At 70.1% G+C, this 18,497-nt stretch carries 19 protein-coding genes; 10 read left to right on the plus strand and 9 right to left on the minus strand.

All coding sequences use genetic code 11. The features are described from left to right. Positions 1-58: 58 nt before the first annotated feature. Positions 59-334, minus strand: coding sequence for a metal-sensitive transcriptional regulator (locus MWU75_RS08510; protein ID WP_247089654.1), 276 nt, complete (start codon positions 332-334; stop codon positions 59-61). 109 nt (positions 335-443) lie between these two features. On the opposite strand from MWU75_RS08510, the gene MWU75_RS08515 reads away from it, so the two are divergent. Continuing rightward, positions 444-626 (plus strand): hypothetical protein, encoded by a 183-nt coding sequence (locus tag MWU75_RS08515; protein ID WP_247089656.1) that lies wholly within the window; start codon positions 444-446, stop codon positions 624-626. Between the two features lie 23 nt (positions 627-649). Continuing rightward, positions 650-2,098 (plus strand): MBL fold metallo-hydrolase, encoded by a 1,449-nt coding sequence (locus MWU75_RS08520; protein ID WP_247089658.1) that lies wholly within the window; start codon positions 650-652, stop codon positions 2,096-2,098. A 65-nt stretch (positions 2,099-2,163) separates the two neighbouring features. Here MWU75_RS08520 and MWU75_RS08525 read toward each other — a convergent pair whose 3' ends face one another. Beyond that, positions 2,164-3,537: an HNH endonuclease signature motif containing protein gene (locus MWU75_RS08525; RefSeq protein ID WP_247089660.1), complete on the minus strand. Its 1,374-nt coding sequence runs from the start codon at positions 3,535-3,537 to the stop codon at positions 2,164-2,166. 206 nt (positions 3,538-3,743) lie between these two features. Here MWU75_RS08525 and MWU75_RS08530 point away from each other — a divergent pair, with 206 nt between their 5' ends. Next, complete coding sequence (locus tag MWU75_RS08530) at positions 3,744-5,828, plus strand: hypothetical protein (protein WP_247089662.1); 2,085 nt, start codon at positions 3,744-3,746, stop codon at positions 5,826-5,828. Positions 5,829-5,865: 37 nt separating this feature from the next. Here the strand turns inward: MWU75_RS08530 and MWU75_RS08535 are convergent, their stop codons facing one another. Genes MWU75_RS08535 through MWU75_RS08545 form a run of 3 tightly spaced genes read right to left on the minus strand, consistent with a single transcriptional unit; the run spans position 5,866 to position 9,066 of the window. Beyond that, positions 5,866-7,368: a plasmid pRiA4b ORF-3 family protein gene (locus MWU75_RS08535; RefSeq protein WP_247089664.1), complete on the minus strand. Its 1,503-nt coding sequence runs from the start codon at positions 7,366-7,368 to the stop codon at positions 5,866-5,868. Between the two features lie 58 nt (positions 7,369-7,426). Further along, positions 7,427-8,194, minus strand: a complete 768-nt coding sequence (locus MWU75_RS08540; RefSeq protein ID WP_247089666.1) for a glycosyltransferase — start codon at positions 8,192-8,194, stop codon at positions 7,427-7,429. A 2-nt stretch (positions 8,195-8,196) separates the two neighbouring features. Then, complete coding sequence (locus MWU75_RS08545) at positions 8,197-9,066, minus strand: DUF5926 family protein (RefSeq protein WP_247089668.1); 870 nt, start codon at positions 9,064-9,066, stop codon at positions 8,197-8,199. Between the two features lie 33 nt (positions 9,067-9,099). Here MWU75_RS08545 and MWU75_RS08550 point away from each other — a divergent pair, with 33 nt between their 5' ends. The 4 genes from MWU75_RS08550 to MWU75_RS08565 all read left to right on the plus strand — a co-directional run bounded on the left by MWU75_RS08550 (position 9,100) and on the right by MWU75_RS08565 (position 12,508). Then, positions 9,100-10,140, plus strand: a complete 1,041-nt coding sequence (locus MWU75_RS08550; protein ID WP_247089670.1) for a 3-hydroxyisobutyryl-CoA hydrolase — start codon at positions 9,100-9,102, stop codon at positions 10,138-10,140. A gap of 388 nt (positions 10,141-10,528) precedes the next feature. After that, positions 10,529-11,740 (plus strand): DUF4143 domain-containing protein, encoded by a 1,212-nt coding sequence (locus MWU75_RS08555; protein ID WP_247089672.1) that lies wholly within the window; start codon positions 10,529-10,531, stop codon positions 11,738-11,740. 253 nt (positions 11,741-11,993) lie between these two features. Then, the gene (locus tag MWU75_RS08560; protein WP_247089774.1) at positions 11,994-12,362 is read left to right on the plus strand and encodes a Fic/DOC family N-terminal domain-containing protein; all 369 of its coding nucleotides are present in this window, start codon (positions 11,994-11,996) and stop codon (positions 12,360-12,362) included. Beyond that, positions 12,320-12,508 carry a hypothetical protein gene (locus tag MWU75_RS08565; RefSeq protein WP_247089776.1) on the plus strand — a complete coding sequence of 63 codons (189 nt, stop codon included), beginning with the start codon at positions 12,320-12,322 and terminating at the stop codon, positions 12,506-12,508. Before MWU75_RS08560 ends, MWU75_RS08565 begins: the two co-directional genes overlap by 43 nt. A 33-nt stretch (positions 12,509-12,541) precedes the next feature. On the opposite strand, the gene MWU75_RS08570 is transcribed toward MWU75_RS08565, so the two are convergent. Then, complete coding sequence (locus MWU75_RS08570; RefSeq protein ID WP_247089674.1) at positions 12,542-13,510, minus strand: helix-turn-helix domain-containing protein; 969 nt, start codon at positions 13,508-13,510, stop codon at positions 12,542-12,544. A 93-nt stretch (positions 13,511-13,603) separates the two neighbouring features. Between MWU75_RS08570 and MWU75_RS08575 the strand changes: the two genes are divergently transcribed. Further along, complete coding sequence (locus tag MWU75_RS08575) at positions 13,604-13,759, plus strand: hypothetical protein (protein WP_247089676.1); 156 nt, start codon at positions 13,604-13,606, stop codon at positions 13,757-13,759. A 55-nt stretch (positions 13,760-13,814) separates the two neighbouring features. Here MWU75_RS08575 and MWU75_RS08580 read toward each other — a convergent pair whose 3' ends face one another. Beyond that, positions 13,815-15,311 (minus strand): UDP-N-acetylmuramoyl-L-alanyl-D-glutamate--2,6-diaminopimelate ligase, encoded by a 1,497-nt coding sequence (locus MWU75_RS08580; protein ID WP_247089678.1) that lies wholly within the window; start codon positions 15,309-15,311, stop codon positions 13,815-13,817. Between the two features lie 157 nt (positions 15,312-15,468). Between MWU75_RS08580 and MWU75_RS08585 the strand changes: the two genes are divergently transcribed. Beyond that, positions 15,469-16,194, plus strand: a complete 726-nt coding sequence (locus tag MWU75_RS08585; RefSeq protein ID WP_247089680.1) for a GAP family protein — start codon at positions 15,469-15,471, stop codon at positions 16,192-16,194. A 130-nt stretch (positions 16,195-16,324) separates the two neighbouring features. Then, on the plus strand, positions 16,325-16,897 hold the full coding sequence (locus tag MWU75_RS08590; protein ID WP_247089682.1) for a DUF4262 domain-containing protein: 573 nt from the start codon (positions 16,325-16,327) through the stop codon (positions 16,895-16,897). A gap of 381 nt (positions 16,898-17,278) precedes the next feature. On the opposite strand, the gene MWU75_RS08595 is transcribed toward MWU75_RS08590, so the two are convergent. Together MWU75_RS08595 and MWU75_RS08600 are read right to left on the minus strand one after the other, a co-directional pair. Then, positions 17,279-18,043: a hypothetical protein gene (locus tag MWU75_RS08595; RefSeq protein ID WP_247089684.1), complete on the minus strand. Its 765-nt coding sequence runs from the start codon at positions 18,041-18,043 to the stop codon at positions 17,279-17,281. Further along, complete coding sequence (locus tag MWU75_RS08600; protein WP_247089686.1) at positions 18,040-18,387, minus strand: PadR family transcriptional regulator; 348 nt, start codon at positions 18,385-18,387, stop codon at positions 18,040-18,042. Before MWU75_RS08600 ends, MWU75_RS08595 begins: the two co-directional genes overlap by 4 nt. Between the last annotated feature and the right edge of the window lie 110 nt (positions 18,388-18,497).

Raw genomic sequence — 18,497 nt, forward strand, 5'->3', positions numbered from 1 at the left:
GAGAGTATGCCGACCCGTGCTCTGCGAGGGACACCTCACCTCCCGACGTGTCACCGGCTCAGGCCAGCGACAGGAACAGCTTCTCGAGCTCGTCGACGTCACCCTGACCGTCGTGCGCGGTCATGCACTCCTTGAGAGCCGAGGAGATCATCAGGAACCCCGCCCGATCCAGGGCCTTGGACACCGCGGAGAGCTGGTGCACCGAGTCCCGGCAGTGGGCGTCGTGCTCGACGGCGTCGATGACCGCGGCCAACTGACCCTGTGCACGACGCAGTCGGTTGACGATCTTGCGCTTGGCCTCGGGGTCGTGGGCGGTCTCAGCGGGCTGGCTCATCTGCGTGGTCCTTCCGGTCAACTTGACATCCAAGATACCCCATAGGGTATATTCTCTGCCAAATCCCATACCCCTAGGGGTATCGTCCCCACCCGAAGGAGCTCCACCGATGTGCCGAGCAGTGACCTGCAAGACCTGCGGCAAGACCACCTGGGCTGGCTGTGGCCAACACGTCGCCAGCGTGCGCCAGGGCGTGGCGCCCAGCCAGTGGTGCACCGGCCAGCACACGCAGGCCGAGCTGGCAGCAGCCGGGTCAGGCGGCGGCTTCCTCGCCCGACTGTTCGGCCGCTGACACCCGGCTCGGAAGGAGCACCCATGCTGTTGGAACGCATCTATGACGAGGACCTCGCGCAGGCGAGCTACTTCATCGGCTGCCAGGCCGCGAACGAGGCGATCGTGGTCGACCCGCGACGCGACCTGCAGGTTTATCTCGACCTCGCTGCCAGGCAGGGCATGCGCATCGTGGGGGTGACCGAGACCCACATCCACGCCGACTACCTCTCCGGCACCCGCGAGTTGGCCGCCGCGACCGGCGCGCAGATCTACGTCTCGGACGAGGGCGGCCCGGACTGGACCTACGGCGCGGACTTCGACAGCGCGGTCCGGATGAAGCACGGCCACCGCATCGCCCTGGGCAATATCACCCTCGAGGCGGTCCACACCCCTGGGCACACCCCGGAGCACCTGGCCTTCCTCATCACCGACGGCGCGCAGGCCAGTGAGCCCGGGTTCATGCTCACGGGCGACTTCGTCTTCGTCGGCGACCTTGGCCGTCCGGACCTGCTGGACGAGGCCGCCGGGTTCGTCGACACCCGCTTCGCCGGTGCCAAGGACCTGTTCGCCAGCCTCCGCGACCACTTCCTCACCCTGCCCGACTACGTGCAGGTGCTCCCTGCGCACGGGTCCGGGTCCGCCTGCGGCAAGGCACTGGGGGCGATCGCGACCACCACGGTCGGCTATGAGCGCTCCTTCTCCTGGTGGGGGCCCTACCTGGCGCGCGACGACGAGCAGGGCTTCATCGACGAGCTGCTCAGTGGGCAGCCCGATGCTCACGCCTACTTCGCCCGGATGAAGCAGCAGAACAAGCTCGGCCCGGCCGTCCTCGGCGACCTGTCCGAGCTCGTCGAGCACACCGCGGCCGAGGTCGCGGCCGCGCTGGCCGATGACGCCGCGATCCTGGTCGACACCCGGCACCACGACGAGGTGCACACCGGCACGGTCGCGGGATCGCTCAATATCCCTGGCGTCGACAAGGCGGCCAGCTACGGCGCGTGGGTCTATGACCCTCTGACCGAGCATCGACCTCTCATCCTGCTCGCCGACTCACGGGAGATCGCCGAGCAGCTCCGCGACCACCTGGTGCGTGTCGGCATCGACACGGTGCGCGGCTTCGTGACCTCGCTGGACGGACTCGACCTTGTCACCCCCAAGGTTGTGGGGGTGGATGAGCTGGAGAGTCTGGACCGGACCATGCTGTTGGACGTCCGCAACCGGACCGAGTATGCCGAGGGCCACCTGCCCGGTGCCGTGCAGCTCTCCGGTGGTCGCGTCATGTGGCACCTGGACCAACTGCCCGACGGCGGTGGCACGATCGTGACCTACTGCCGCAGTGGCGTGCGCAACAGTGTCGCGGCGAGCGCCCTCCGCCGGGCCGGCTATGACGTGGCCGAGCTTGACGGCACCTACCTCGCCTGGGCCGAGGCGCCGGGCAACACCCCGGTCACCAACGAGGCTGCCCTGTCCGAGACCACCGCGTCGGCCTAGGCATGAGGCGTGCCCGGGCGTGCCTGTGGGCCCGGCCGGGTGGGTCGGGCTGTGGGGCGGGGTGGTCAGACGTGCCAGGTGACGACCGACCCGCTCACGGTGGCCATCAGGTCCTTGTCGTGCACCAACGTGTGATGCCGTGGACACAACAGGACCAGGAGAGCGATGTCCGTCCCGCCCCCACGACACCACCAGATGAGGTGGTGCACATCGCACCACGTCGGATCCACATCGCAGCCGGGATAGGTGCACGAACCGTCCCGGACCACGAGGGTCTTGAACTGTCCCGGGGTCGCCAACCGCACTGTCCGACCGAGGTTGAGCGGCTGCCCGTACTCACCCAGGACGATCGGGGTCACATCCCCCAGACAGGCGAACTTCCCGGCCTGACCGGCGTCCAGGACCTGACCGGTGTTCAGCACCGCCGCACCGCACGGTTTCCCGGTCTGCGGGTCGGCCTTGACGGTGACCATCACCGAGGCCCGACCACTGGAGGGCGGGGCGCCAGGGTTGGACAGGCCACGGTTGAGGACCATCAACAACGCGTCGTACTGACGCTGCCCCGCCGAACGCAGGTCCAGGTTGCCCGCCTCGTCCTTGGCCGGCGCCGCCAACGGCCCGGTCAACACCGAGTCGAACAACGGGGCGTCGGTGTCCGGGGCATCCACGGTGTAGCGCGTCATCCCCCGCGCCAACGGTCGACGCCGCACGCACCGCAACCCCTGCGCGGTGGCCTTGGCCTCATCCGAGGGCTTCTCATCCAACAGGTCGATCAACAACCTCTTACACACCACATCCAGCTCAGCATCGGACAACCCGGTGTTGCACGCCGCTCCCGTCGCGATCTGCGCATACGCCAGCGCCTCCTCAGCCGACAGGCACCCCACCAGCCGGCGCATCGTCCGCGCGACCTTCGCCGCCCGGTGCACCCCCGTCGCTCCGTCAATCACCGCCTGCGCCAACCCTTCACCCCAGTGCGTGTCACCGGCCCGGACCACGTCCTGGATCTGACACGCCTCCTCCTTGGCCAACCACGGGCAGCGCTGCCGCAACCAGCTCACCAACGTCAACCCCACCTGGTTGTGCAGCCCCCGGTCCCACGCCTCGACCGCCAACGCCACCGTCACCCCCGTCAACTGCGCCCGCACCCGACCCGCCGCCTCCAACCCCGCCTCGATCCCCGCATCAAAGACCCGCACCAACCCCTCCGGGCCCTGCGCCGCTCGACCCAAACCACGAGCCGCCGCCTCCAGACCACCAGCCACCTCCTGCGCCGGGTCCACCCAGCCCACCGACCCGGCCGACGCCTCGGCGACGTCGGCGACCAACGCCCAGAACTCCTGGGAGTCAGCCTCACCCGCTGGCCCCATCTCGGTCCGGACCTCCGCCTCCCACGCAGCGAACTCCGCCAGCTCCTCCGCCGACGCCTCCCCAGGCATCCCACCACCAGGCACGCCAGCATCGGGCCCGGGGACACTGTCCCCGACCACTGCCCTGGTGCCCGTCCTCGTCATACTGATGATCTAAACACCCACCACTGACAGAGCACCTGACCTGCACAAACACCAACAAGACCCGAGTGCTTGAGGATGCTCGGCGGCGCACGTCCAGCCCCGTGCCAGACCGCGCCGCTAGTGTCTGGGCCATGACCGAGTCCGCCGGGCGCCGCTTCGCGTGGCAGGTGTTCGGACTGGTCGTGCTGCTGCTCGTGGGGACGATGGTCGCGAGCCTGCTCGGCGCCCGCGCCTCCGGCAGGGCCGGAGATCCCGTGGAGCAGACCGGCGGTGAAGTGGTGGTCGTCGGAGCCCCTGGGCTGTCGTGGTCGGACGTCAGCGAACACGGCACCCCGACGCTCTGGTCACTGGTCGGCGACGGCGCCTCGGCCGGCCTCATCGTGCGGGGGGCGCACGAGCTCACGTGCCCGGCCGACGGCTGGCTCACCCTGAGCGCAGGGCAGCGCGCGGCGGCCGACGACGACGGTGTGCAGGACTGTGCGGAGGTCCCAGAGGTCGTGACCGGGGAGGCCAGCACGCCAGCGCGGATCGGTGATGTGGAGGCCACCATCCCGGAGTGGAACTCGTGGGTAGAGGCGGCTGCTCGGCGGCCGCTGGACGCCGAGCTAGGGTCGCTCGGGTCGGCCGTCGAGGCCGACGGACGGTGCATCAGGGCAGGTGGAGCGCTCGCGGCCCTCGGCGCGGCCGGGACAGAGGGAGAGGTGAGCCAGTATGCCGAGAGTGAGCTCACGGCATACCAGCCCGGCGTCTGTCACGTCACGCTGCTGGACGCCGGCGTGATCGCCGACCCGGCCGAGGCGGGCACGCTCGACGCACGACTCGACGTGCTCCTGGACCGGCTGCCCGACGACGCGACCCTGGTCGTGGCGGGGCTCGCGGACCGGGACGGGCGCGCGGGTGCGCGTGCTGTGGTGGTCTGGCGGGAGGGTATGGAGCCCGGCGTCCTGCACTCACCGACCACCCGCCAGGACGGACTCGTCCAGACGACCGACCTGACCGCGACGGTGCTGACCCTGGCGGGGGTGCCGGTCCCGGAGGCGGTGAGCGGGCTCCCGGTGAGCGTGCAGGCCGACGACGGGACGGCCTCGGACCGCGTGGGATCGAGGCAGGACCTGACCGCCGGCATCAACGGTGCGAAGGCGCTGGCCATCCCGGTGCTCGGGATCGGATGCCTCCTCGCGCTGGTCGCGCTGGGCGCCCTCGCCCTCACCGGCCGACGCACCGGTGTGCGCGTGCTGGGGCTGGCGGCGATGGCGTTCCCGTCCGCGTCGTTCCTCGCGGGGCTCTTCCCGTGGTGGCGCGGGTCTCCGCAGTGGCTGACGCTGACCGTGGTGCTCGTCGTGCTGGTGGCGGCGCACGTCGCTGTCGCGGTGGCCGGCCCGTGGCGGCACCATCCCGTCGGACCACCGGCGATCGTGGCCGCCCTGACGGTCGTGGTGGTCGGCGTCGACGTGATCCTCGGCTCGCGTCTCGCGCTGATCTCGATCCTGGGGGCGCAGCCGATCACGGCGGGCCGGTTCTACGGGATGGGCAACGTGGGCTATGGCGTCTTCGCGGTGTCCGGGCTGTTGCTCGCCGGGCTCCTCGCGGTGCTGGTGCGGTCGCGGCGCGGCACCCGCCGCGTGGAGGCCGTGCTGGTCGTGGGCGTCCTCGGCCTGTTGCTGGTCCTGGTCGACGGCGCCGGGTCGTGGGGAGCGGACTTCGGTGGCGTGCCCGCGCTCGTGGTCGCCCTGGGCGTCCTGGGGCTGGCCGCGGCCGAGATCCGGCTGACGCCGGTGCGCGCACTGCTGATCGGAGCCGGTGCCCTGGTGGTCGCCGCCCTCCTGATGTTCGTCGACTGGCTGCGGCCCGCGGACTCGCGCACTCACCTGGGCAACTTCCTGCAGTCGGTGATCGACGGCGGCGCCATCGACATCGTGCTGCGCAAGCTCGACCAGAGCCTGGGCATCCTGGTGCGCTATCCCGTCTCGTGGGTCGCGGCGCTCGTCCTCGTCGTGGTCGTCTGGGCCGTGCTCGCGCCGAGCTCACGGCCGGGCCGAGCGATCGCACCGCTGTGGCAGATCCCGCTGCTGCACTCCACGATCCTCGCGGTGCTGACCTGCCTCGTCATCGGGTGGGCGCTGAACGACTCGGGCATCGCGGTCGTCGGCATCGGGCTCGCGGTGGCGATCGCGGCGGCGATCACCGTCGGGGCATCCGTCAGCAGGAGAACCTGAGCGAGGGGTCGATCACCGGGGGCTGGGCCGACCAGCCTCAGGCATCGTCGGGCCAGAGGGCGGCCCTGGCCAGGGCGACCGCGTGCCGTTGCCCGTCCGGGTCAGACTCACCGGTCCCTCCGTGCAGGAACATCCAGGTCGTCCGGACGACACCCATCACGTCCCAGGGGTCGATCTCCCCCGGCGTCCCGACGTGGATCCCACAGGCCAGCAACAGGTCCGCCGTCTCCACCCCGAGGTCGTGGGAACCGTCGGCCCGCCCCGCCGCCAGCGTGAGGGCAAAGAGCCCGTGGATCGCGGTGACGAGCGGGTCCTTGTGCACGAGCAGCGAGCGCGTGATCAGGGTGACGTAGTCCCGGTCGGTCGCCAGCGCCTTGGCCTGCCGCGAGACCAGGAGCCGGTCCTTGCGTCTGCGGAGGAGCCCCAGCTCCTGGCAGGTGTGGCGCAGGTTGCGCACGGGTGGTGTCGAGAGCTCCTGGTGGCGCCTGGCCAGCCAGGGCCGGTCCAGGTCCAGGTCGGTGAGGATCTGCTTCACGACGGTCGGTTTGATCCACCCGGCCTGCGTCAGGGGGATGCCGTCCTGCCCGGCGAGCTCGACCAGATAGCGGAACGGTCGGACGATCTCCGCCAGGTCCTCCTCGTCGAGGGACCCGTCCGCTGCCCTCGCCTCCACGCACAGAGCAGAGATCCGCGCGGCGACGGGAGAGGCGACACTGCCCTGGAGCACCTCCAGCGCCACCGGCCACCGGTTCTCCCGCTGGGAGAGGATCGGGAACTCCTCCGAGCCGTGGTCCTCGCCGGCCGCGAGGCCCCTGAGCCGCTGGTTCACCCGATCCAGGTCCAGCTCGGTCGGGTCCCAGTCCTCCGGCAGCCACTCGCGCACGTAGCCCTCGAGCCGGGCCAGCGGAGGGTCGTCAGAGAACGCCTCCACCAGGTCGCTGTAGCCACCCGGCCCGCCGGAGTCCTCCAGCGGACCGGCCATCGCGCCGCCCGTGCAGAGGGCCGGCGGGGCGTCCGGAGCGAGTTGCCCCACGGCCTCCAGCCGGATGGTGTGGAACCAGTCGTCGCCGAAGTCGTAGACGTAGCGGATCTGGTCTCCAGGCTTGCGCAGCACCTGGTCCAGACGGGCGTCGCGCTCGTGGGTCCCCAGCTCACCCTCGGCGAGGTCGCCGTCCGTCACAAAGTATGCCGATCGCCACGGTTGGGCGTCGCCGCTCGCCCAGAAGCGGTGCAGGTGAGAGTTCTCCCAGCCGACGGCGTGCTGGATCACCTGATGCAGCATCTCCAGGGTCAGGTCTCCGCCGACCACGACCTGCCGCCACACTCCGGGGACGACCCCGTCCACCTCGATGCGCAGCGTCAGGGCCGCGACCTCCGCGGGGGGCTCGGGCAGGTCGATCGCCCGGTTGTCGAGTCCGAACCCGAGCTCGGGCTCGACCGGCTCCAGGGCCGAGATCTGCTCGAGCACCGCCAAGACCTCTTCGGCCGAGAGCTGGTCCACGACGCGGCGGACCGGGTCCGTGGAGTCATTCGTCGACACACCACTCACGGTAGTTGCTCAGTCAGCGCGTTCCCCGTGAAACATGCCGAGCGGTCAGTTAGCGGCGTTCGCGCACCTTCAGGGCCCGGGCCACGTCGCGGTACTGCCGCATCCGGTGCAGCTGCGCCTTCGGCCCGCGCCCGGTGACCCGGTGGTGCAGCTCGACGGGGACCTCGACGACCCGGCCGCGGTTGCGCAGCACATCGACCGTGAGCCCCACCTCGACGCCCCACCCGCGGGCCAGGGGCAGCACCGCGTCGAACGCCTCACGGGTGATGCAGCGCATCCCGCTCAGCGGCTGCCTCATCGTGCGACCGGCGAGCTCGGCGATGCCGTACCGCGCCTTCTGCACGACGAAGCCGAACCCGCCGCCAGCCGTCTTCTGCGGGGGCAGCGTGGCGATCGCCATGTCCGCCTCCCCGGCAAGCACCGGCACGCACAGCACCCCCAGGTTCGCGGCGCTCGCCTCAAGGTCGGCGTCGACGAAGAGCAGCGCGCGCGGAACCTCGGTCCCGCGCGGCCCGTCCTCGGCCTCCAGCCGGCGCACGACCTCGGCGCCGCTGGTCATCGCCTGGGCCTTGCCCATGTTGGCCTCGTGCCGCACCGTCTCCGCGCCGTGCTGCCGGGCGACCGCGAGAGTCTCGTCGCTGCTGCCGTCGTCCACCACGACGACCAGGTCGACGGCCTCCACCCGGGACAGCGCCTCCAGCGTCGCCCCCAGCCGCTCCGCCTCGTCCTTGGCCGGGACGATGGCGGCCACCCGCTCCGGCAACCGACCGGACCCCTGCGGGTCTGGCGCCGCTGCGCTGTCGGTGGCCCCCGGCATACTCACCTCAGGGTGACCTGCCGGCTCACCAGGCCGTCGCGCGCCCGGCGCTCATCGGGGGTGAGGGACTCGTCCCTGGCCAGCGCCGCGGCATACCGGTCGGCCAGCTCCTGGAGGGGGCCGGTGAGGTCGGCGGGGTCGGTCTCGGGGTCGACCTCGAGCACCGGGACCAGCAGCCCGGCGGCGCGGAAGGCACCCAGCAGGGACGTGCCCTCACCGAGGGTGTGCTCGCCGGCGGCCTGCAGACGCGCCAGCGCGGTGGTGGCGGCGTCCTCGTCCTCGCCCAGGATCCAGCGGACGTAGGTGCGGTCGCTCATCTTGCACCAGTAGGTCGACGGACGGTCCGGCACCGGCACGGTCGGCACGGCGGCCTCGTTGGTCTGCTCCAGGGTGGCCAGCACCTCCGGGGTCGCGTCCTCCTCGGCGACCCAGAAGTTGAAGTCGTCCTCGACGTTGACGACCAGCTCGGTGCCGTCGGCCAGCACGTCCTGCAGGCGCGGGGTCTCCGCGGTCGCCGTCGGGATGGCGGGCACCGGCTGGCCGGGCTCGGTTGCGCGGGCGGTCTGGGCGGCCAGCACGATGTCGCGGCTGGCGTCACCGCTGTGGGTGCGCGACTGCAGGGCCACCAGCACCTCACCGTTGGCCCGGTGGATGGCGGGCATCGCGCCCGGGAGCACCGAGACCAGGGTCACCTCCTGCGACGAGCCGTCGAGCTCCATCGTGACCGTGGCCGTGGCTGCCGGGATGATCTCGCGCATGGCGACCCAGTCGGTCTCGTTGGCCAGCCCCTCGAACGGACGGTTGACGAACGGTGCGCGCGCCGGGGGCTTGGGGCCCGCGGCCTGGCGCTTGCGTCGTGATGCCTTACCCATGCCGGGAAGTCTACGTGCGTAGGGTCTGTGCTCATGACCGCCGAGACTCCCGCCGAGCCCGACTTCGCCCCAGCCCCCGGCCACACGCACGAGGTGGAGTATGCCGTCACGCACCGGATCGGGCGCGTGCGGCTCAACCGGCCGAAGGCGCTTAACTCGCTGACCACCGACATGTGCACCTCGATGCTGTCGCAGCTGCGGGCCTGGGCCGACGACGACGCCGTGGGCCTGGTCTTCATCGACGGGGCGGGCGAGAAGGGGCTGTGCGCCGGTGGTGACGTGCGGGCGCTGCGCGAGACGCTGCTGGCCGGCGACCACGACGCGGCGCTGCACTTCTGGCGGGAGGAGTATGCGCTCAACGCCCTCATCGCGGACTATCCCAAGCCGTATGTCGCGTGGATGGACGGCGTCGTCATGGGCGGTGGCGTAGGGGTCTCCTCGCACGGGTCCGTGCGCCTGGTCACCGAGCGGGCCAAGGTCGCGATGCCGGAGACGATCATCGGGCTGTTCCCCGACGTTGGCGGGCTCTACTACCTGGCGCACGCCCCCGGTGAGCTGGGCACCCACGTCGCGCTGACCGGGCTGCCGTTCGGCCCCGCTGATGCCGTCGTGCTGGGTCTGGCCGACGGCGTGGTGGCGCAGTCCGACAAGGAAACGGTGCTGGCAGATCTGGCCGCCGGGCTCGAGGTCAAGCCCCAGACCGCCCCTGCCTCTGACCTCGAGGCGCAGCGCGGCTGGATCGACGAGTGCTATGCCGGCAACGACGCCGCCACGATCCTCCGCCGGTTGTTGGAGCACGATGAGTCCGCGGCCCGTGCCGCTGGTGAGGTCATCGCGACCCGGTCGCCGCACTCGGTGGTGGTCACTCTGGAGGCGATCCGCCGCGCTGCCGACATGGACGTCCACCAGGTCCTGGCCCAGGACACGAAGCTCGGCGCACACTTCGCCGCACACCACGACTTCGCCGAGGGCGTGCGCGCCCTGCTGGTGGACAAGGACCACTCGCCGCGCTGGGCTGATGCCTCGGTGGCAGACGTCGACCGTGCGCAGGTGCTCGACGCTTTTGACAAGTAGCCAGGAGGGGTCTGGCAATCTGTCTTGATGCGTACCACCCTGGACCTCCCCGATGATCTGATGCGGGCACAGGCTCACACGGTGTCGGGAGTCACCCCATGACGACGGAGCGCGCCCTCGGTCGGGACGAGGTCCGCGCTCTGCGGACCAACGTGGCCAGCGGTCTGTGTTGATCGCTCCGTGGATTGCGCTGTGCGTGTATGCATAGCGCGCACCGTTAAGTTGTCCCGATCGCCGAGTAGAACGGGTCCTGCGGACCCGCAAACTATCAACTGAATGCCCTGCAAACTGTCGACTGTACAGTCAGCAAACAGTAGACTACATGCCCTGCAAACAGTAGACTCCTGGGATGGCTACCTACCGTCAGCGGATCGCGGACCGAGAGCTCGTGGGGCGCCTCGCCTACATCGGCGCTGTCCTGATCGAGGGCCCCAAGGCCTGCGGAAAGACCGCTACCGCGACGCAGCATGCCAAGACGGTGTTCCGCTTTGACGAGGACGAGGCCGCACGCAGCCTGGTGCAGCTCGCGCCCGACCGCCTCTTCGCCCACCCCACCCCCATCTTGTTCGACGAGTGGCAGGTCGAGCCGACCATCTGGAACAAGGTGCGCCGCCAGGTCGACGACCGCGATGGCAAGGGACACTTCATCCTCACCGGCTCGGCCACCCCCTCGGATGACGCCGCTCGGCACTCCGGCGCGGGCCGCTTCGCTGTGATGGCGATGCGCCCCATGAGCCTCTTTGAGTCGGGACATTCCACCGGGGAGATCTCACTCGCCAAGCTCCTGAACGGCGAACCACAGACCGGTGACGGCACGCACTTCACCTTCGACGAACTACTCACGCGCGTCGTGGTCGGCGGGTGGCCAGAGCTCATCAACGCCGACGAAGTGAGCGCCCGCCGTTGGCTGCGCGACTACCTCACCAACATCGTCGAGGTGGACATCCAGAAACTCGGCTCGCGACGTGACCCGGACAACCTGCGGAGGCTTCTGGAGTCCCTGGCTCGATCGGTTGGGCAAGCAACGCGAGGAGCTGAACTTGCCAGGGACGTCGGCGGGGCGGACGGGCCGATCGCTACGGAGACACTGGCGGCATACCTGGCGGCGCTCGATCGGCTGCACCTTCTCGACAACTCTGAAGCATGGATCCCCCACATCCGATCCCGCGCGCGCCTCCGCTCGTCCCCCGTGCGCTACTTCGTCGATCCGTCCCTCGGGACCGCCGCGCTTGGCGTCGGCACCAAGGAGTTGTCTGCCGACCTCAACGCTCTTGGACTGCACTACGAGGCACTCGTGCTCAGAGACCTGCGCGTCTATGCCCAACTGCTCGATGGTCGAGTCGACTCGTGGCGCGACTCCAACGGCAACGAGGTCGACGCCGTCGTCACCATCGGACCTGGCCGATGGGCAGCGTTCGAGGTGAAACTTAGCCCGGGAGCTGTGGACAAGGCTGCGGCGGATTTGCAGCGGTTCAGGGCGACAGTGGACACCTCACGTCACGGCGAGCCGTCCTGCCTCGGGGTGATCACGAGCACCGGTGCTGGCGGTCGGCGCGCTGACGGCGTCCACGTCATCCCGATTGGGTGTCTTGGGCCGTGACTCCGGGCCGGTCTGGCAGACGGCCCTACCTACTGCCGCAGCGTCGAAGTTGATTCGATCCATTGGGTTGCCAGATGGGTGATCAACGTCCGCAACGAGACTCACGTGTAAAGAACTGACCCAATCCTTTGGATGTCGTCTGACATGTGCACGTTTTCGTACATGACCACCTGGCGACCTGACCGGCCGTACAACGACCTGCCCACGCCCCCTGGTCCCGAGGCCCTCGAGACCCACCGCGTATTTGAAGGCTGTGATCGCGGCAAACACCGCGCTGGGGCACTTGGATCAGGCCAGTCAGAGCATCCCCAACCCCACGGTCCTGACCAACACGATCCCACTGCTCGAGGCACACGCAAGCTCCGAGATCGAGAACATCGTGACCACGACGGATGACCTCTTCCGGCACATGGACGAGGAGGACGGGGCGCACGACGCTGCCACAAGGGAGACGCGCCGCTACCGGACTGCGCTGCATACGGGCTTTCCGGAGCGTCATCGACCGCGGACTCACCGTCGGGACCGCCGAGCAGGTCTGCACGACCATCAAGGTCGAGAAATGCAGGTGCGTGCGCTGCCGTGCACGCGGATCGCCAACCCTGCGACACCGCGACCGGGGTGATGGAACCGGGGCGTCTGTTCGAGTCGCCCTACACCGACCGCGCTCCGACGGGCCCGGACATGGTCTTCGCCGAGAGCGACGTCGAGGTCATCGTGGAGATCCTGCGTGCCGTGCGCCGGACCGCGGAGACCACCGAGACATCGTGACGCCGACGCGCTGACGCGTCGAACGGAACCGACTCAGGCGGTGTCCTCGACAACCTCGCGGCGGGCAAAGATCCGCCGATACCGCTGCGGGCTGACGCCGCGCGACCGGGTGAAGTGCTGCCGCAGCGTGGCGGCGTTGCCGAACCCGACCTCCTGGGCGATCCATTCCACCGGCTGGTCAGTCGACTCAAGCAGCTCCTCGGCGGCCGCGACCCGGTGCGCGGTGACCCACGCGTGGGGCGTGGTGCCGGTCTCCTCACGGAACCGCCGGGCGAACGTGCGCGATGACATGAGCTGTCGGCGGGCCAGCGCCTCGACGCTGAGGTCCTCGGCAAGGTTCTCGACCACCCAGCTCAGGAGCGGACCCAGCGTGTCGGCCTGCAGGTCCGGGACGGCGCGGGCGATGAACTGCGCCTGCCCGCCCTCGCGGTGAGCCGGCACGACCATCCTCCGCGCCGCCCTGGCCGCCACGGTGGCCCCGAACTCCTGGCGCATGAGGTGCAGGGCCGCGTCCATGCCGGCCGCGGAGCCCGCTCCGGTGATCACGCGGCCGTCCTGCACGTAGAGCACGTTGCAGTCCACCCGGGCACCCGGGAAGGCTTCCTCCAGCTCCCCGCTGTGCCGCCAGTGGGTCGTGCACCGTCGGCCGTCGAGCAGCCCGGCCTCCCCGAGGGTGAAGGCGGCGGTGCAGTGGGCGAACACCCAGGCGCCCCGCTCGTGGGCCGCAGCAGCCACCGCGGCGACCTCGGGCGAGGGCTCCCGGAAGTTCCGCTTGGGCACGATGATGACCAGGTCGGCGTCGGCAGCCTCGTCCAGCCCGTGATCGACGTGAATGTCGAACCCGGAGACGGAGCGGACCCTCCCCGGGCGGGGCGTGCAGACGACGAACTCGAAGACCGGATTGTCGTCCTCGGGGTGGTAGGGCTCGGCCCACACCTCGCACATCGCACCGAGCCCGAAGGGCTCCACCCCGTCCTGGACCACCACGGCAACCTTGTGCATCACCCCATCATGCGCCGTGATTGGCAGGAAATCAACGGTAGTTGTCATTCCTGCCACTCGTGGCAGGAAAGTCAGGGGAGCATGATTACTGCCATGACTACCGCAATCATCCTCCTCGTCATCGGTCTGATCGCCGTGCAAGGTCTCGAGCGGTTGGTCGCCATGATCGCGGCCGACGGTCTCGGCTACCGCAAGGACTCAGAGCTCCCGCGCAGCCACCCCTACGACACAGTCAACCCGCTGGCCTGAACCCGCCTGGCCGCCGCCCACCCGCGGTGAGCATCCTGGGGTCCCGAACCACTCCTCAGCGCTCCGCGCCGTCGGCCGCCAGCTCCTCGCGTCGCAGCCGCAACGCCCGCCGCGCCTCCGACATCTCGTCCCACGGGATCGTCTCAGTGTCCCGCTCGAGTGTCTCCTCCGGCCCCTTGCCGGCCAGCACGATCGTGTCGGACGGGCTGGCTGCCCCGACGACATACTCAATCGCCTCGCGCCGGTTGCCGATCGAGACGAAGTTGTCCCGCCCGGCCTCGCGCGCCCCGCGCTCCATCTCCTCCAGGATGTCCTGCAGCGGCGTGTCCCGGTGGTCCTCCTCGGTGAAGACCACGAGGTCGGCCATCCGGGTCGCGGCCTCCCCCAGCGGCGCGCGCTTGGAGGGGTCACGCGGACCGCCGGCCGAGCCGAGCAGCACCCACAGCCGTCCCTCGGTGGTGACCCGCACGGTCGCCAGGGCCTTCTCAAGACTCGGGGCGGTGTGCGCGAAGTCGACGATCACCCGCGGCTCCCCCTGCTCACGCTCGACCATCTCCATCCGGCCGGGCACCCCACCGAAGGTCGCGAGCCCGGCGACCAGCGTCTCGACGTCGACGCCGAGCGCGTGCACCCCAGCCACCGCGGCGAGCGCATTGGCGACGTTGAACCGGCCGATCATCGGCAGGACCGCGTCGAACCTCCCCTCCGGAGTGAGCAGGGTGAAGCGCAGGTCGTCGGGGCCCTCCAGGACGTCCGCCGCCGTCCAGTCCGCGTCCGTCCCCTCGCCCGAGTATGTCGTGTGGCTGGCTGCCATCGGCAGCAGCGGCTCGGTCCACGGATCGTCCGCGTTGAGCACGGCGAACGGCGCGCGCTGGACGAGCTTGGCCTTGTCGGCGAAGTAGCCCTCCATCGAGCCGTGGAAGTCCAGGTGCTCCCCGGTCAGGTTCGTCCAGACCGCCACGTCGAAGTCGACCGCGCGGACCCGGTCGAGGGCCAGCGCGTGGCTGGAGGACTCCACGACGACGGACTCGGCGCCCGCGGCGACCTCGTCGGCAAGGATCTGCTGCACCTGGGGCGCCTCGGGGGTCGTGAAGTGGGTGGGCGGCTGGCGAAGCACGCCGTCGGGCAGCTCGTAGCCGATCGTCGACAGCAGGCCCGCCTGGCGACCCGCGTGCCGCAGTAGGTGGCGTGCCAGGCAGGAGGTGGTGGTCTTCCCATCGGTCCCGGTCACCCCGAGGACCTGCAGGTCACGGCTGGGGTGACCTGCCAGCTCAGCCGCCGCGTCGGCGAGCGCGGCGCGGGCACCCGGCACCACGACATACGGCACGGGGCAGTCCATGCCGTCGGGGAGACCCTCGCCGAGCACCGCCACGGCGCCCCGCTCGACCGCCTGCCCGATGAAGGTGTGCCCGTCCACGCGAGCTCCCCGGATGGCGACGAAGGCGTCGCCAGGGCGGGCCCAGTCCGCCTGGTGGGTGACACCGGTGACTTCCACCGAGGGGTCGCCGTCGAGGGAACTGTCCAGCGCGGCAGCGAGGTCACCGAGTCTCATGGGCGACAGACTAAGTCGTGGGCGGCGCCATCCGGTGCCTTGCGGTCGGCCGTGCCGATGGTCGGAGTTCGGCATCGACGAAAGTCGGGGCCGCACGGCGAGATTTCAGCCGGAGTGCGGATGTCGCGGCACCCCTTGCCCCCGCAGACTCGACACCATGACGTTTGCTCTGGCGGGTGGGCTGCTGGCGCTGGCCCTGATCGACTCCACCAGCTTCGGCACGCTGCTGATCCCGATCTGGTTCCTGCTGGCCCCTGGTCGGCCGGCGGCTGGACGGATGCTGATCTTCCTCGGGACGGTGGCCGCGTTCTACTTCGGGGTGGGCGTGGCGCTGCTGCTGGGGCTGGACGCCGTCCTTGGGCAGGTCAACGGATGGCTAGACAACCCGGCGCTGCTCGGCGGTCAGCTGGCGCTGGGCGTCGCACTCCTTGTGTGGAGCTTCTTCATCGGCCGGAAGCGGAAGGAGGGCTCGGGCAGCGGTCGGCTCACCCGGTGGCGCGAGCGGGCCCTGGGGCAGCACGGGACCGGCGGAACGATCGGACTGGTCAGTCTCGCTCTGGGTGCTGCGCTGCTCGAGGTGGCGACGATGCTGCCCTACCTCGGGGCCATCGGACTGCTCACCACGTCGGATCTGACGCTTCCGGTCCAGCTCGGCACGCTCGCGGTCTACTGCCTCGTCATGATCCTGCCCGCCCTGGTGCTGCTGGGTGCCCGCTTCATCGCTCACCGTCAGGTTGAGCCGCTGCTGCGGCGGATCGCGCGCTGGATGGAGAGGTCCGCGGGCGAGATGACGGCGTGGATCGTCGGCATCGTCGGGTTCCTTCTCGCCCGTGACGCGCTAGCCCGGATGCCGGGCCTGGTCGAGTTCCTCGACCGGCTGTGAGGGACCAAGGCTGCGGGCTCTCTGAAGTCAACAAGTGGCCTCCCCTGTGGATAAGCGGGGCAGGGTGTCGTATCGCAGCCCTAGCGTCCTTGTCCGAGGCGCACGCCCGGTGCGCCCGGGGAGGACCACCATGGACAACTCGGCCGCACTGCGCGCCTTCGAGGACCGCGAGCGCAGCATGATCACCGACCACATCCGCACCCACGGGGTGCACCTGACCTACATCTCGACTGACGGCGGGTGCGACTGTTGCCGGGAGCTGGGCGAGGCAGCGCCTGGGAGCAGCGACACGCTCGCCGAGCTGGTCGGCGGGGCGGAGCACCTGCCGGCTCGCCTCAGTCAGCCGTTCTGCTACACCACCGGTCTGTATGGCGTCGGCCATCCCGAGCTCGTGGTGCTGGGCCTGCCGCAGGACGTGTCAATGGCGCTGCTCAACGCCGTTGCCCACCAGGTCACCGGCCACCGCCAGGACCTCGTGCCTGGTCAGCTGGTGCCCCACCTGCAACCTCAGATCCTCGTTGAGGAGATCCCCAACCCAGGGATGGTGGTCTTCCAGGCCAACGACTACTACCACCGGCCCTTCTTCGCCTCGGTGCCCGCCTATCAGCTCACCTGGTCCGACCCGGCCGGGCGGTTCCCCTGGGACGAGGGTCACGACGGCGGGCCGTGGGAGCAGCCACGGCCCGGGACCTACCGTGCGTGAGAGACGGTTACATCGCGTCATTACCGGGCCGCGAACACGCGAGCTGCCAAGAACGAGCGCACCCGACCTGGCTGGACCGCATGCTCACGGAGGCCCAGGTGCTGGGCCTGCCATGGGTCGTGGCACTCGGCGTTATCCGGATCACGACCAACCCGCACGTCTTCGCTGACCCGCTCACACCGGACGAGGCGTTGACAGCGGTCCAGTCGTGGCACACGCACCGTCTGTCACCGTGCCAGCCGGCACCGCGGGCAACCTCACGACCGACGCCCACATCCGGCTCTGGCCATCGAGCACGGGGCATCCGTGGCGAGCTTCGACCGCGATCTCGCACGGTTCGGCGTCACCGTCGTCGTGCCGGGGTGACCGGCACGAGCACCGTCACGCAAGGGGGCTGACCGGATCGCTCGCACGACGGCGCCCCGCCACCGTCAGGCGGACCACGAGCCAGCCGCCGCCCACGACGGCCAGCAGGAGGGCTGCCACGGAGCTGATGTTGAGCCCACGCTCACCGGCGAGGAGCCACCCGAGGTCCGAGGCCAGGCCGACCACCAGGCAGGTGGCCGGCAGGAGCAGGAGGTGCACCACCTTCTGCCGCGCGGTCCACAGCCGGGAGTTGCCAACCAGCAGGGCCACCCCGATCCACAGCGGGAGGACCAGCACGGCACTGGCGATCGTCGCCATCAGCGTCGAGCCGAGGTGATAGTCCACGGTGCGCACCGTCTCCCCGTCGCTGCCCGAGACCTCGGTCGTCATATAGACGCCAGCACCGGCCACCGAGAGGAGGACACCGAGCAGGGCGAGCACCTGCAGGAGGGCGACCACGACGGGCACCCACGCACGGTCACTGATCGGAACCCGGGCTGGCGCAGGCTGAGGGGAGTGCCCGGCATACGGGTTGGCCTGCTGCGCAGAACCCCAACCTTCCTCGTAGGCCTCTCGGGCGACGGCCTCGGGCGGACCCAGCTCCGCGAGCACCTGCGAGACGTCCGAATCGGTCGCCCCCGGACGCTCGGCCAGGCCCGCCTCGATGTGCTCCCGCACACCGGCCAGCAGCTCCGCCCGGTCGCCCGGCGGGAGATGGTCGAGCATGCGGGCCAGGTCGTCGAGGTACTGGTTGACGAACGGGTGCTGAGTGGTGTTCATGGTGCTGCCCCTTCGCTGAGTGCGGTGTCGACCGCGTCACGGAACGGTTGCCAGGTGCGGGTGAAGTCCTCGAGCGCGCGGGCGCCCGCGTTGGTGAGCTGGTAGTAGCGACGGGGCGGCCCGCTGGTCGACTCCTGCCAGCTGGTGTCGACGAGGCCGGCCTTGCGGAGCCGGGAGAGCAGCGGATAGAGCGTGCCCTCGCTGGCCATGAGGACCCCGTCGTAGGTCAGGCGGCGGGCGATCTCCAAGCCATACGTCGGCCCACTGCGGAGCATGGCCAGCACGCAGTACTCCAACGCACCCCGTCTGAGGTGGGTCAGGATCGCACTGTCACCAGGTACCATGCAACACAAGATAGTAGGCCGGGCACCCGGTGGCAAGGGTCACTTTGAGACCGCTCGGGCCAGGGTGTCGAGACTCAGGCCAGGGTGTCGAGACTCGGGCACGCTGTCGA

The sequence above is a fragment of the Ornithinimicrobium sp. F0845 genome, from assembly GCF_023015765.1.
Classification (GTDB): domain Bacteria; phylum Actinomycetota; class Actinomycetes; order Actinomycetales; family Dermatophilaceae; genus Ornithinicoccus.